Below are 13,850 nucleotides of genomic sequence, written 5' to 3'. Positions count from 1 at the left end.
AACGAGTATTTAATACTGCTGAGGTATACATGAAGTGTGCCAGGATAAAAGTGCGATTGCAGGGACTGAGGGTGGTTTTTTATTTGGGTATATGAGTAATATTTACTCTATGGGTAAAAATTACCCACCTGGGTAGAAATTTTTGCTAAAATGTACCGCGGGTTTCTTGCAAGTCACTGTAGCTTTGTCTGTCAAACTATGAAAGAAAACTCCACGGAATTTCAGCTCAGGGAGCGGGTTAAAGAATTGAATTGTCTTTATGAACTTTCCAAAATTGCCTGGGAAGAGGAAAATGATTTGAAAGCCATAATCGCCAAAACCCTGTTGATTTTACCAAAGGCCATGCAGTACCCGGATCTGGCCGAAGTGAGCATCACCATCCATAAAAAAGTATACGCTACCCCTCATTTCTCCGATTGCAAATGGGACATCTCCACTCAGCTCACAGTAGGTGAGAGAAAATACGGAACCATCAAAATTGGATACCGCCAGTCAGGAGATTTAGATAGTAAAACATCCCCTTTCCTGCAGGAAGAAAAGAACCTGATCAGGATTGTGGGCCGGGAGCTTTCGCTCTTCATCAGGCGAGCTACTGTGGAGGAGGACAAGCAAAAACTAAAAGCCCAGCTCCAGCATGCCGAGCGGCTGGCTTTTGTAGGGGAACTTTCGGCGGGTATTGCCCATGAGCTGAACGAACCACTTGGGAAAATACTTGGGTTTTCGCAACTCCTTAAAAAGGGAGGGGAACTCAATTTTCAGCAGGAGGAAGACATAGAGCGAATCATCAAAGCGTCTCTATATACACGTGAGATCATTAAGAAACTCATGATTTTCTCCAGACAGATGCCACAGCAAATAGTGCCTGTCAACCTCAATACCATTGTTTCGAGCACGCTGTATTTCATTGATGTTCGCTTTCAGAGTCAGGGTATCAACATAGTAGAGCGTCTGGATCCTGGCCTGCCATTGATTCAGGCGGATTCGGTGCAGATGAGTCAGGTGCTCGTCAATCTGATTACCAATGCCATCCATGCATTGCCTGAGGGTGGACAGGTGACCGTCAGCACCAGACAAAAGGATAATACCGTAATACTGACTGTAAAGGATACAGGTACGGGCATGGCTCCAACCGTGCGCAGGAAGATTTTCGAGCCCTTTTTCACCACCAAGCCGGTTGGCCAGGGCACGGGATTAGGGCTGTCTGTGGTGCAGGGAATTGTAGATTCTCATGACGGGAGTATCCATGTGACGAGCACAAAAGGTAAGGGCTCAAAATTTGAAATCAGCCTCCCAATCAAACACGCCCAATGATGAAAGCAAAAGATTCAGTCCCCCATGAAGTGCTGGTAGTGGATGACTCGTTCGAAACGGTAGAGTTGATCAAAAGAAACCTTGAATCTGTGGGTTATCAGGTCTACACAGCCAATAATGTTCAATCAGCCATCAAACTACTGGAGACCATCAATATCGATCTGCTGATCACAGACCTGAAAATGCCTGGAGAAAACGGGCTGGCTCTGGTGCGGCATGTCTCAGAAAATTTTAAGTGGGTGGCCATTTTGGTGATTACCGGGTTTCCTTCCATCCAAGGGGCTGTGGAGTCCATTAAGATCGGTGCAGAGGAGTATCTGGTGAAGTCTTTTACAGACGAGGAACTTTTCAGGGCAGTGCAGAGTGCCCTCAATAAGACCAACCGCAAGAAAAAGGCAGGGCAGAACCTCTCCCTGCAAAACTTTGGAATCATAGGGGCATCAGATGGAATGATGGGAGTTTTTAATACCATCGCCAAAGCCCGAAGCACCAATGCCACGGTGTTGATACAGGGCGAAAGTGGCACGGGAAAGGAGCTGGTAGCCCGGGCATTACACTATGGAGGCAGTGACTCTGCTACGCCGTTTGTGCCTGTAAACTGCGGTGGCATCCCCGATGCATTGCTTGAGAGTGAGTTGTTTGGGTACGTCAAAGGGGCATTTACGGGCGCAAGTGAAACCCGGGCGGGCTTTTTTCAAACAGCTGATAAGGGGACGATCTTTCTGGATGAAATCAGTAATACCAGTCTGGCTATGCAGGCTAAGCTACTGCGTGTCCTGCAGGAAAAGGAGTTTTACATGGTAGGCTCTAAAAAATCACAGAAAGTCAACCTAAGGGTGGTGGCTGCTACCAATGTGGACCTGATGCAGTTGGTTAAGAAGGGACTGTTTCGGGAGGATTTGTACTACAGGCTCAACATCATTAGCATTGACCTGCCGCCATTGCGGGAGCGTGGAAATGACATCATTCAGCTGGTGGAGTTTTTCCTGGCTAAGTACATCCAGGAGCTGGATAAATCCGTCATGAGGTTTTCTCCAAAGGCCATCAATGCCCTGAAGGAATACGCCTGGCCTGGCAACGTGAGGGAACTGCAGAACCTCGTTCACAGACTCGTGATTCTGGCCGATGACACCACCATTGACATTCCTGATTTGCCTGAGGCTTTCCGGTTTTCTGCGTCTCAGTCTAAAGGGCTTGACAGGAAGCTGGAGGAGGTGATTCAGGAGTATATCGGAGATGTGCTGGCGGCCAACCAGAATAATATATCCCAGGCCGCTAAGGTATTGGGCATAGACCGAAAGACACTACGTGAGAAAATCAAAAAAGCCTGATGGGAAGCGGAGCTCATAGCATGAGCTTCATGATGATGTCTGTCTGTGCATCGTCACCAAGCTGAAATACATGGGTGCCGATTTCCTCAAAGCCCATTTTCTCATAAAAACGGATCGCTTCCGGGTTTTCCTGCCACACACCCAGCCACAGGTAATGGAGCCCTTTGGCCTTCGCCTGAGCCTTGGCATGATCGACCATTTTCCTGCCAATTCCCTTTCCTTTTTGCACAGCGCTTACATAGATTCGTTCGATTTCGGCACTTTCAGGGTAGTCAGGTTCAGTCTGTGCCTCGGCATAGTTGATTTTGTAATAACCAACCATCTCTTCATTCAGCTGGCACTTGTAGAAGACCGAATTGTGATTGAGAAGTTCTTTTTTGAAGGCCTGGGGTTCAAAAGCCTCCTGGATGTAGTGATGAATATTTTCCGGCGTATTTCGGTGGGCGTAGGTGTGAAGAAAATTCTCTTTAGCGAATGCCAATAATTCTTGCTGGTCCTCTCGTCCGGCTTTTACGATCTCCAGATGCATTGATGCTTTTTTTGCGGACAAAAATAAGGAACATTTAAAAACTGTCCCTTCCGGTGCGGGAAAGGAAAAGGACTAGTTTTGCCTTATGGGGCAATCAATTTCAGAATTCCTGGGGATGGATCAATCAACGTATCAGCTGGTATTGCTGCCCATCTTGATTTTCCTGTCCAGAATCATGGATGTGTCGATCAATACCATTCGGATCATCTTTATGCTTCAAAGCAAAAAGGCCATCTCTACTTTCCTGGGCTTTTTCGAATCCCTGATTTGGATATTGGCGATCAGCCAGATTTTCCAGAATATTACCAGCTGGCCTACCTACCTGGCTTATGCCTCAGGGTTTGCATCCGGGATTTTTGTAGGGATGATCATAGAGGAGAAGCTGGCCATTGGCAGGGTGGTGGTGCGGGTGATCACCCGGCAGCCCGCCAGGGAGCTCATTGAGTATTTCAGAGAAAAGTCTTTTCGTTTTTCCAGCGTGGATGCTACCTCAGAGGAGGGAGCAGTGAATATTATCTTCACTGTGATCAAAAGAGAAGCCCTCCCCAGCACTATTAAAGTCATTAAAACTTATAACCCCAAGGCCTTCTACACGGTGGAGGGGGTCAAAAAAGTAAGTGATGATGAGATACTGGATGAGCGCAGCTTTACCACCAGACGGATATTCAGGCGCTAAAAATCACCACGAAACGGTCTCAAACCTTCCGATCAATACCTCTTTTTCATACAGTGCCTTAAACTGTTCACAAAGCCGGTCATACTCCGCCTTGTTCTCGGCAATGTGACCTTCATAGGAAGCTCTTGAGATCCACTTATCAGTAAGAATGTAGTGCCCCGTTTCTATGTTTTTGGCCAGATCCTGTCCGAGAAAGTCATCACAGGGTTCGAAGAATTTGAACCAGGCTCCATTTTGGGCGTATTCTTTTTCAAATTCCGCGGCTGTTTCCGGTTTGCACTCATAGCTCCAGATCAACTGATATATTTTCATGGGTATAGCGTTTGTCTAAAGCTAATTTTTTTTTCTGCTAACGTCAATTCGATTTGGATTTTTTGCAGGAGAAATGTTATTAATCCACTAAAACCGGAGGTTACATCTCCTCCAGTCGGCCGTCTGCATGTTGAGCAAAGCGTCCGCTCTCACGTGGGTGCACATGATCATTTTTTGGCCAGGGCCACCCACCAAACTGCGTGCGTTGATAATCCTGAAGTGCTTGTCTGATTTCATCCTGAGTGTTCATCACAAAGGGGCCATATTTGGCTACCAGCTCACCGATGGGTTTGCCCTGGAGCATCAGAATTCTGGTTTCTGATGTACCACTTTTCAGAGAAACCGATTCTGACGGATTCAGCTCTATGCACTGATGAGACTGCAGGATCTCATCATTTACAGCCAGAGATTCTCCATTGTAGAAATAGATGGAGCGGTTTACTCCTGCATTGGCTGTGGGCAACTCCCATTCGGCATTGGCTTCCATTTGGATGGTCCAGATGGCCACCTCGTTGGCCGGATCAGCGGCCCAGGAATCAGGGGCCGGAGCCGGGGCTTTCACCTCACCGATATTTCCCGCCACCACGGTCACCGCGGTTTTTCCATCTCCAGACTTATACACCGGTATTTTTTCATTCCATAGCATCGCAAAATGAGGTTCCACGAACTTGCTTTTAGCGGGTAGGTTGAGCCAAATCTGAAAGAGGAGCAACGGGTTTTCTTCATCCTGCTTCAGTAAGGGGAACATTTCGCAGTGATTCACGCCTTTACCGGCCGTCATCCACTGTACGTCACCATTACCAAACCGACCAGCAGCACCCAACGAATCGGAGTGATCTACCAGTCCCCTGGGGACTACCGTTACTGTCTCAAATCCACGATGCGGATGCTGCGGAAAGCCCGGCACAGTATCTCCATGATACATTCTCCAGCCATTGGAGGGATCAAAGTCCTGGCCAAGATTACGACCTGCCAGGGAGGCTGCAGGGCCCATCTGTGCGTTACCCTTTGGATAGTCATCTTTGTGATAAACACAAAAAAGGAAGGGATCCTGAGTTTCCCAGGGGAAGCCAAGTGGTTTTATGTTTTTGATTGCTTTGCTCATCGTTTTTGGAAATTTAGGTTAGAACTGTCAGAGGTAGACTTTAGTTTCAATCAAACAACCCTGAGCTCAGATACCTTTCGCCTATATCACAAACAATAAATACGATCAGTCCGGTCTCTATCTCTTCTGCTACTTCGAGTGCGGCCGTGAGTGCTCCACCGCTACTCATGCCTGAGAGAATCGCTTCTTCTTTGGCGAGTCTTCTGGCCATGCTTCTGGCGGCATCTTCGCTCACATCAATCACTCTGTCTACCCGGCTGGGATCAAATATTTTCGGAAGAAATTCAGGTGACCATCTCCTGATACCAGGGATGGAGGAGCCTTCGGTGGGTTGTGTTCCCACGATCTGAATGTTGGGGTTTTGCTCTTTCAGGTACCTGGAAACTCCCATAATGGTGCCTGTGGTACCCATGGCAGAGACAAAATGGGTCACCTGGCCCTCGGTATCTCTCCAGATTTCTGGGCCGGTGGTTTTGTAGTGCATGCCATAGTTGTCCGGATTGGCAAACTGATTGAGCATAAAATAGCCCTCTTTGGTGGCTTTTTCTTCAGCGAGCTCTCTTGAGTATTCTATGGTTCGTTCGGCAGGGGTGAGAATCACCTCCGCACCATAGGCCCGCATGGCCTGGATGCGCTCCACGGTGCTGTTTTCGGGCATCAGCAGGGTCATGTGCAGGCCTGCCGACTGTGCAATCATGGCTAGGGCTATGCCGGTGTTGCCGCTGGTCGCTTCTATCAGTCGGTCACCCTTTTTGATGTCACCCCGTTTGAGGGCCTCGCTGATCATCCCGAAAGCGGCCCGGTCTTTTACACTGCCACCCGGATTTTGCCCCTCCAGTTTACCGAAGATCTTTACTCCGGGTTTTTGATTGATTTTGGTAATCTCCACCAGGGGAGTATTTCCTATCAGGTCTAGTAAGTTCATGGATCAGGCTTGCTTTACGATGATCAGGTCTGGTTTGGATTCATTGTCTTCGTGCATCAGGGCCTGGTAGTACACCCGAGAATTGGCCGGGATGCTTTTGGTGAGCCATACATTGCCACCAATAATAGATTGCCTGCCTATTCGGGTTTTTCCACCCAAAATAGTAGCACCGGCATAGATCACCACATGGTCCTCAATGGTGGGGTGACGTTTTACCTTGGCGTCTTTTTTGTCTACACTGAGCGCTCCCAGAGTCACTCCCTGGTAGATTTTGACGTGCTTGCCAATCACCGTGGTTTCCCCGATGACGATCCCTGTCCCATGGTCAATGCAAAAGTGCTCACCGATGATGGCATTGGGGTGAATGTCTATTCCGGTTTTGCTGTGCGCATGCTCGGTAATGATCCTCGGGATGTTTTTTACCCCCAGCAGAGCCAGCTCATGGGCCAGCCGGTAGGAGGCAATGGCATAAAACCCCGGGTAGGAGCGAATGATTTCTGAATGATCTGAGGCGGCCGGATCCCCTTGAAACATCGCTTCAATGTCCAGGGCCAGTCGGTCATATAGCACAGGAAGGCTGGTGAAAAAGGCCTCGATGATTTCCTGCTTATTGTCTCCGGATAATGAAATATTATTGGTGAGAATGCTCTTAAGTTTGGTTTGGAGCTGTTCGAGGATCTGTCCTACCTGCTCTTCAGATTTGGCCGGGTGACTGGAAAAATCGGGGAAGAGTACGCCAAGCAGGTCATTGAAAAATCCAATAATGGATGATGTAGCCGGAATTTTGGTGTATTCCTGATGCGCGTGAAATATTTTATGAATGAAATTTTGGTCCATCATTGGTCTTTGGTTACATAATTAAAATTCGAACGTGGGGTGATGGATTAATGTTTGTTTCAAAAAGTCGTGCCGGGCACATTTGCGGGGTTTTCAGCACTATCGATTGTTATACAAGGATAAAATTTCCTGATCAATTTCAGGCTCTATTTTCAGCCATTCTGTAGATTTTTCCTTGTCCCATCGGTAAAGCCAGCTAATTCCCCATTTGCCTATATAGTGATCTTCACTTTGGTAGGCCGCATCCTGCAGCACTTCTTTCAAGGAGGTAAACTCATAACCACGCTGCTTTAGTTCCTGATAGAGGAGGCCCATATAATCTGCATTGATGGCGTTGGCATGGCACAGATAAATGTGGGCAATGTTCCTGCCTATAACCTCTTTGGCTACATGCTCCATAAAATCAAACATCCTAAGGGTGTGAGCCACATAAGCAGCGCCAGTGCGCTGCATGAGCGCCGTATCTCCCGACTTCAGGGCATCTACATACACCGTATTGAATATGTAATCTGACCCATCCACCGTAACCGGAGCTACCTCGTAGCCCAGTGAGGTTATAAAAGACTCAAAAGAGGCCTTGGTGACGCTATCCGGACCGGTGTGGAGATATGGGTGTCTGAAGTATTTGAGGATTTGGCCGTGTGCTTTCATTAATGGCCTGGTGATTTCTTCACCTTTCAGGACATCCTTTTGGTAATCTGCCAGGGGAGTCTTTGATAAGGACGGGTGACTAAAAGTATGATTGCCAAGCTCCAGGCCCGCGTCCAGCCAGGATTTTAAAATGTTAATTCTGGCATCCTCTTCATTGGCTACATAGAGCTTTTTTTCATTGACAAAACCCACGGCCGGTACACCAAACATTTCACAATCAGCGATGATTTGCTGATTGACGGCTATGGTATGTTCAAGTGAAATGAACGGCCCATTGAGCACCAGGTCATCATAAGTGATAGCCACCTGTTTTTGAGCCTCTAAAGACAGGAACCCAAAGGTGGTCAGGAGAATCGCAAAAGCTTGTTTCATGCGATAAAGCTAGTGACAAAAAATAAAGTGAAGCCGGAAAGTGTTCGTCACCTCCGGCTTCACTTTATGCTGGTGGTTACTTATTCGTATTTCAGGTTCTCAGCCGGATTGCTGCTGGCCGCCCTGAGGGCGTGGTATCCGGTAGTGATCACCGTGATGGCTGAGATGATGGTGAGCACCAGGAGATAGAGCACATAATTCATCTCTACGTGGTATTCAAAGGTGTCCAGCCATTCTCCCATGAAATAGTAAGCAAACCCAAAAGCTGGTAAAGCCCCCAGGGCTACCAGGATGATGAAATCTTTGACCAGGAGTGTGACCAGTCCCGATACATTGGCTCCCAGCACCTTTCTGATGCTGATTTCTTTGGTGCGCTGTTCCGCAATGAAGGAGGCCAGTCCGAGCAGTCCCAGGCATGCTATGAAAATCATCATCACTGAAAAACCGAGGAACAGGCGCCCTCTTAGCTGGTCGGTTTCGTACTGCTCCATAAAGTCTTCGTCCAAAAAGCTGTATTCGAATGGCATATTGGGAAAGACATCATTCCAGATGGATTCTATGCTTCGAATGGAGGCATTTAAGTCACCACCGATTTTCACCAGCACATTGGAGTTATTAAGACTTGGTATAAATAATAATGCTTCTATGGGGTCATACAGCGATCGCTGGTGGAAGTCTTTGACGACTCCCACTACCTTGTGAAATTTCGTACTGTCCCTGTCAAATTGAAACTTTTTGCCGATGGGATCTGACCACCCCATCCGTGAAACCATGGCCTCATTGATCAGCACCGCTGAGGCGGTGTCCGTTGGATATTTGGAGGAAATATTTCGTCCGGCAGACACATCAATCCCCAGCACAGGCAAATAGTCATAGTCGATTCCGTAAGAATCAACACCGTACTGCTCCATGGTGCCATCGTTGGTCTCTACGCTCATTACGTTTTTCCCAAATCCACGTCCCGGAGAGGTAGTGGAGGTGGTGGCTCCCCGGATGTTGGGATTTTCAAGTAGCTTATTTTTGAGTACCGGCCATTTTTCACGCGCAGCGTCATTGTCAAGCACCATTCTGAGTACCTGATCTTTATCAAATCCCAGGTCTTTGTGTCGGAGATATTGCATCTGATCGTAGATAATGAGCGTGCCCACCAGCATGAAGATGGAAATGGCAAACTGAATACCCACAAGGATGCTTCTGAGTACTTTATTTCCGGCACGGCCTCCTTTTCCTTTAAGTACTGCAATGGGTTTGAAGGCTGAAAGGTAAAACGCAGGATAGCTTCCGCTAAGGACTCCGGTGATTAAAAACATCGCCCCAATAGCAAGCAGTACTCCTGGTGCCAGCAGGTTACTGATGTTGAGGTTGGTTTGTAGCTGATTGTTCAGCAGGGGTACCAGGAGAAGCAGGAGCAGCAGGCTGATGAAAAGGGCAAAGACCGTGAGCAGAATGGACTCGGTCATGAACTGACGGATGAGCATGCCTCGCTGGGCACCCATGACCTTTCGGATACCCACCTCCAGGGCACGTTTCATCGACCGGGCGGTGGAGAGGTTCATGTAGTTGATGCTGGCAATGAGAATAAGGAAGATGGCCACCGCACCAAAAATGTAGATGTATTTGATGTTGCCAAGGGGTTCGGGTTCTCCCTGAAAGGTGGAGTAAAGGTGGATATCAGCAATATTGATCATCTCGTATCGAATTTTAATACCGAACTGATCAAAGATGACGGCCACATACTTTTCAATGATGTCGTTGAGTTTGGCTTCCACAGCTGCAGGATCGGCACCTTCGTTGAGTAGTACGTAGGTGTAGATGCCAAATCCACCCCAGTTTTGAGAATTGTTTCGGTCCGCCGTGCTGGCCGAGATCATGGCATTGGGGCGGATGTGTGCATTTTTGGGTACGTCAGCGAATACTCCTGTGATTTCCAGACTATTGTGATCTGTTTTCAGCAGCTGTCCGATGGGGTTCTCCCCTTTGAATATTTTGTCTGCCATACTCCGGCTGATCACTATGGAGTTAGGGCCCTCCAGTGCGGTTTGAGGGTCTCCGGAGGTGAGGTTGAAGTCAAAAACATTGAACACGGTGCTGTCTACCATAAAGATATTTTCTTCATAGTAGCTGATGTCGTTTTTCGAAAATCGGGTTCGGCCGTTTCCGATAAACCTCACGTATTGTTCCACTTCGGAAAATTCACTTTTCACCGTTCTGCCAAGCGGGAGCTGGGTCACGGCCCATCTGAAAGCATTGTCTGGCTCTTTGATGTCTGATGAAATCCGGTAAATGCGATCAGCTTTGGTGTGTTGCTGGTCAAAACTGACCTCATGATAGAGGTAGAGTACAATGAGGAGGCTGGACACAATGCCGACGGTGAGCCCCAAGATATTCAGTGCTGCATAGCCCGGCTGCCTCAATAAGTGTCGGAGGGTGATTTTCAGGTAGTTCTTGATCATGACCTTTAGGTTTGGTGTTGAATTTAACCGGGTGTACCACCATAAAGGTTAGGAAGTTACATGAGTGGCAATGGGTTTAGGCTTTTTTAACAAAACCGCGAGATTGTGGATAAGACTGTGTAAAAGTATGGTATAACCAGGGTATAGGACTGTATAAAACTGGTGGAAAACATTGATAATCAAAACTTTGTGATTGTAAATATTGATGCTACCTTAGAATTACCAAACGAGGGATAGGAAGCTGAAACGTCAGTTTCTTGATCGTAAGAGCAAAAGTTAGGTGAACGCTAAGGCATCACTTAGCGTGGCTCAGGGGTCAGTTTTGAAGAAAATTTCGGGATTCCCCGGAATAAACTTTGGAGGGCATCCGAACAGTAGTTTGGCATTTGATAGGGGCTACGGTGCCTATGAAATGGGAAGGGTAAGTTTCGCAAGAGGCTTGCCCTTTTTGTTTTACCACTCCTCATTTTCCTGGCCCGGTCTGGCAGAAAATCAATTTCCTGTCTTACCTTTCTTCCTGATCTTAATTAAAGGGCACTTATCCCACCATTTTGGAGGATGTCTGCCTGAAATCCTTCAATGACGCAATCATGAAAAAACTCATTTTCACAGCTGTAATCTGCCTGAGTGCACTGGTCGTTCACGGCCAGCAGGACTCCGTTTTTCAGACCATGAAGCTTTTTGGACTGGATTTTACTCAGGAAGAAGTGGACTCCCTGCGCGGAGGGCTGGAGGAGAATCTTTCGGATTTCCGAAAAATCCGTACGCAATCTCTGCCCAACGAACTCCCATACTCGCTGGTGTTTGTACCCCCGGTAAATTCTGACCATATTCCCTCTGAGCAACTGGAGGTGGATTTTCAACTCCCCGGCCAGGTAGAGATGCCAGCCAAAATGGAAGAGTTGGCGTTTTACTCAGTAGCCGAACTCTCGGTTCTCCTCCGAACACGAAAAGTGACTTCACTGGAACTGACCCTGATGTATCTGAACAGACTGAAGAGGTTCGGAGATACCCTGCAGTGCGTGGTTACGCTGACGGAGCAACTGGCCTTGGATCAAGCGAGCCGGGCGGATAAAGAAATAGCGGCTGGTATTTATAGAGGCCCATTGCATGGTATTCCCTATGGAGTGAAGGATTTGCTGGCGGTGAAAGGCTATAAAACCACATGGGGAGCGATGCCCTACAAAGACCAGGAAATCAACTATACCGCTACGGTAGTGGAGAAATTGGAGGCCGCAGGCGCTGTGCTGGTGGCTAAGCTGACATTGGGTGCCCTCGCCTGGGGCGATGTATGGTATGGAGGTGTCACCAAGAACCCATGGAACCTTGAGCAGGGCAGTAGTGGCTCGTCAGCGGGTCCGGCCTCAGCGGTAGCGGCGGGTTTGGTGCCTTTTGCTATCGGTAGTGAAACGTGGGGGTCTATCGTATCTCCATCCAACAGATGCGGGATCATGGGGTTGCGGCCTACCTTTGGTCGGGTGAGCAAATATGGAGCCATGGCCCTGAGCTGGAGTATGGATAAGTTGGGGCCAATGTGCAGAGATGCAACAGATCTGGCGTTGGTATTTGAGGCCATCAGAGGATCCGATGGCAAAGACCTGGAAGTATTGAAGGACTATCCCTTCAATTATGAGTATGATGTGTACAAGTTGAAAAACCTGAGAGTGGGCTATTTGAAGGGGCTTTTTGAATCTTCTGAGTACAACAGATCCAACGACAGCATTGCTTTGGCATTGCTACAGGATCAAGGTGTGAAATTGATCGAAAAGGAGTTGCCTTCTGAGATTCCGACTAGTGCGCTTGGGTTTATTCTTTCTGCAGAGGCTGCGGCGGCGTTTGATGAGCTCACCCGAAGCAATCAGGATGATGAACTGACCCGGCAGATTGTCAATGCCTGGCCGAACGTCTTCAGAACCGCCAGATTTATCCCTGCCGTGGAGTACATACAGGCGAATAGGCTGCGGTATTTACTTGTGCAGCAGTTCAATGAAATGATGGCCGATATCGATGTGCTGATAGCTCCGAGTTTTGGTGGGGATCAGCTGCTGATGACTAACCTCACGGGGCATCCATGTGTGGTATTGCCCAACGGATCTTACAAGGCTGGAACCCCTGGAACAATTACTTTGATAGGAAATCACTTTGATGAGGCTACTATCCTTTCTTTTGCCAGATATTTGCAGGCACTTACACCTTTCGAAGACGAACACCCACAAATGTTTACTCCATGAACGAACAATCTGATGATATGGCCCGATCACTGCGTGTGATCAAGAATATTTTAGTGGTTTTTTTGGCCATTGTGATCCTTTATTTACTCAAAATGCTGAGTAATTTGTTTGTGCCGCTGGCTTTTGCTTTGTTTTTTGCCATCCTGCAGCAGCCATTGGTGAGTCTTTTCAGGAGGAAGTTCTCTTTGAATGTAAGCGTGGTGCTGACCACCATATTTTCAGTCATTGCTTTTTTACTTATTGGATTTCTGTTTTATAATGCGGTGAGTGCATTCATTAGTAACAGGGATGATATCCTTGCAGGAGTCACCGCCGAACTTAAACCTATGATCGATCGGGTAACCTCGCTTGTGGGGAGCGAGCTCCAGGAAGATGAACTGAAGGAGTATATATCACGTGTGGTACCTACGGATCAGGTGTTATCACTTTCTGGGTCTTTTCTGAATACCCTCAGTGGATTTGCAACAGAACTCCTAATGACGATTTTGTATTTTGCCGGCTTGCTGGGAGCCATCGCACAATACGAAAAGGTGATCAACTACATTATGGGTAAAAATGGAGCAGGGGAGGATTCATCAGCGTCAGAGACCTTCCGCAGGGTGAAGGATTCCATTAGTATTTACATCAAAGTGAAAACCATCGTGAGTCTGATGACCGGACTGGGTATCGGGCTCATTAGCTGGGCGTTTGGGATACAGTATGCCTTACTCTGGGGCATTTTAGGCTTTGTGCTGAACTATATTCCCTATGTAGGCTCGCTCATTGCCATAGTGCCGCCTCTGATCATCGGGGGGCTGACGGCCAGCAGTGTTTCGGAGGTGGTTTTTCTGTTTTTGGCACTGGAGGGTGTGCAACTCACCATGGGTAGTATTGTAGAGCCCAAAATGACCGGGGACTCCCTCTCCATTAATACAGTAACCATTTTATTCAGCCTGGTCTTTTGGGCTTTTATGTGGGGTACTGCGGGTATGTTACTATCTGTGCCGCTGACATTCCTGATCAAAGTAATGCTGGAGCATGTGGCGGATGCAGGTTTTTTGGTGAGGTTAATGGAAAAGAAAACCGGAGCGCAACTTGGGAATTAACGTTTTTTAGCAATAGGGGTAACGGTCTGGTA

General features: G+C 47.8%; 12 protein-coding genes. 5 read left to right on the top strand and 7 right to left on the bottom strand.

Annotated features, from left to right (window positions below):
- Positions 1-198 precede the first annotated feature (198 nt).
- Both RIH33_RS18500 and RIH33_RS18495 read left to right on the top strand, forming a co-directional pair.
- Positions 199-1,311 carry a sensor histidine kinase gene (locus tag RIH33_RS18500; RefSeq protein WP_406652790.1) on the top strand — a complete coding sequence of 371 codons (1,113 nt, stop codon included), beginning with the start codon at positions 199-201 and terminating at the stop codon, positions 1,309-1,311.
- A complete protein-coding gene (locus RIH33_RS18495) occupies positions 1,308-2,642 on the top strand; it encodes a sigma-54-dependent transcriptional regulator (protein ID WP_406652788.1) in 1,335 nt (444 codons plus the stop codon). Before RIH33_RS18500 ends, RIH33_RS18495 begins: the two co-directional genes overlap by 4 nt.
- Positions 2,643-2,655: 13 nt before the next feature.
- On the opposite strand, the gene RIH33_RS18490 is transcribed toward RIH33_RS18495, so the two are convergent.
- Positions 2,656-3,171 (bottom strand): N-acetyltransferase family protein, encoded by a 516-nt coding sequence (locus RIH33_RS18490; protein ID WP_406652786.1) that lies wholly within the window; start codon positions 3,169-3,171, stop codon positions 2,656-2,658.
- 115 nt (positions 3,172-3,286) lie between these two features.
- On the opposite strand from RIH33_RS18490, the gene RIH33_RS18485 reads away from it, so the two are divergent.
- On the top strand, positions 3,287-3,847 hold the full coding sequence (locus RIH33_RS18485; protein WP_406652785.1) for a DUF2179 domain-containing protein: 561 nt from the start codon (positions 3,287-3,289) through the stop codon (positions 3,845-3,847).
- A 3-nt stretch (positions 3,848-3,850) separates the two neighbouring features.
- Here RIH33_RS18485 and RIH33_RS18480 read toward each other — a convergent pair whose 3' ends face one another.
- The 6 genes from RIH33_RS18480 to RIH33_RS18455 all read right to left on the bottom strand — a co-directional run bounded on the left by RIH33_RS18480 (position 3,851) and on the right by RIH33_RS18455 (position 10,502).
- Positions 3,851-4,159 carry a hypothetical protein gene (locus RIH33_RS18480; protein ID WP_406652784.1) on the bottom strand — a complete coding sequence of 103 codons (309 nt, stop codon included), beginning with the start codon at positions 4,157-4,159 and terminating at the stop codon, positions 3,851-3,853.
- A 100-nt stretch (positions 4,160-4,259) separates the two neighbouring features.
- Positions 4,260-5,264: a pirin family protein gene (locus tag RIH33_RS18475; RefSeq protein WP_406652782.1), complete on the bottom strand. Its 1,005-nt coding sequence runs from the start codon at positions 5,262-5,264 to the stop codon at positions 4,260-4,262.
- A gap of 46 nt (positions 5,265-5,310) precedes the next feature.
- Positions 5,311-6,189 (bottom strand): cysteine synthase CysM, encoded by an 879-nt coding sequence (gene cysM, locus RIH33_RS18470; RefSeq protein ID WP_406652781.1) that lies wholly within the window; start codon positions 6,187-6,189, stop codon positions 5,311-5,313.
- Positions 6,190-6,192: 3 nt separating this feature from the next.
- Entirely contained in the window at positions 6,193-7,029 is an 837-nt protein-coding gene (locus RIH33_RS18465; RefSeq protein WP_406652780.1) for a serine O-acetyltransferase, read from the bottom strand.
- A 96-nt stretch (positions 7,030-7,125) separates the two neighbouring features.
- Positions 7,126-8,049: a polysaccharide deacetylase family protein gene (locus tag RIH33_RS18460; RefSeq protein ID WP_406652778.1), complete on the bottom strand. Its 924-nt coding sequence runs from the start codon at positions 8,047-8,049 to the stop codon at positions 7,126-7,128.
- Positions 8,050-8,129: 80 nt separating this feature from the next.
- Entirely contained in the window at positions 8,130-10,502 is a 2,373-nt protein-coding gene (locus tag RIH33_RS18455; RefSeq protein WP_406652777.1) for an ABC transporter permease, read from the bottom strand.
- Positions 10,503-11,092: 590 nt separating this feature from the next.
- Here RIH33_RS18455 and RIH33_RS18450 point away from each other — a divergent pair.
- Both RIH33_RS18450 and RIH33_RS18445 read left to right on the top strand, forming a co-directional pair.
- Positions 11,093-12,733: an amidase gene (locus RIH33_RS18450; RefSeq protein ID WP_406652776.1), complete on the top strand. Its 1,641-nt coding sequence runs from the start codon at positions 11,093-11,095 to the stop codon at positions 12,731-12,733.
- Positions 12,730-13,818, top strand: a complete 1,089-nt coding sequence (locus tag RIH33_RS18445; RefSeq protein WP_406652774.1) for an AI-2E family transporter — start codon at positions 12,730-12,732, stop codon at positions 13,816-13,818. Before RIH33_RS18450 ends, RIH33_RS18445 begins: the two co-directional genes overlap by 4 nt.
- Positions 13,819-13,850 lie beyond the last annotated feature (32 nt).

The sequence above is a fragment of the Marinoscillum sp. genome (assembly GCF_040222955.1).
GTDB lineage: Bacteria > Bacteroidota > Bacteroidia > Cytophagales > Cyclobacteriaceae > Marinoscillum.
Note: the sequence above shows the minus strand (reverse complement) of the source record. Positions and strands in the feature narration are given on the sequence as shown.

What these genes read in the sequence shown, in the direction of transcription:
- RIH33_RS18500 (WP_406652790.1), top strand. Translation starts at nt 199, where the DNA reads ATGAAAGAAAACTCCACGGAATTTCAGCTCAGGGAGCGGGTTAAAGAA.
- RIH33_RS18495 (WP_406652788.1), top strand. Translation starts at nt 1,308, where the DNA reads ATGATGAAAGCAAAAGATTCAGTCCCCCATGAAGTGCTGGTAGTGGAT.
- RIH33_RS18490 (WP_406652786.1), bottom strand. Translation starts at nt 3,171, where the DNA reads ATGCATCTGGAGATCGTAAAAGCCGGACGAGAGGACCAGCAAGAATTA.
- RIH33_RS18485 (WP_406652785.1), top strand. Translation starts at nt 3,287, where the DNA reads ATGGATCAATCAACGTATCAGCTGGTATTGCTGCCCATCTTGATTTTC.
- RIH33_RS18480 (WP_406652784.1), bottom strand. Translation starts at nt 4,159, where the DNA reads ATGAAAATATATCAGTTGATCTGGAGCTATGAGTGCAAACCGGAAACA.
- RIH33_RS18475 (WP_406652782.1), bottom strand. Translation starts at nt 5,264, where the DNA reads ATGAGCAAAGCAATCAAAAACATAAAACCACTTGGCTTCCCCTGGGAA.
- cysM (WP_406652781.1), bottom strand. Translation starts at nt 6,189, where the DNA reads ATGAACTTACTAGACCTGATAGGAAATACTCCCCTGGTGGAGATTACC.
- RIH33_RS18465 (WP_406652780.1), bottom strand. Translation starts at nt 7,029, where the DNA reads ATGATGGACCAAAATTTCATTCATAAAATATTTCACGCGCATCAGGAA.
- RIH33_RS18460 (WP_406652778.1), bottom strand. Translation starts at nt 8,049, where the DNA reads ATGAAACAAGCTTTTGCGATTCTCCTGACCACCTTTGGGTTCCTGTCT.
- RIH33_RS18455 (WP_406652777.1), bottom strand. Translation starts at nt 10,502, where the DNA reads ATGATCAAGAACTACCTGAAAATCACCCTCCGACACTTATTGAGGCAG.
- RIH33_RS18450 (WP_406652776.1), top strand. Translation starts at nt 11,093, where the DNA reads ATGAAAAAACTCATTTTCACAGCTGTAATCTGCCTGAGTGCACTGGTC.
- RIH33_RS18445 (WP_406652774.1), top strand. Translation starts at nt 12,730, where the DNA reads ATGAACGAACAATCTGATGATATGGCCCGATCACTGCGTGTGATCAAG.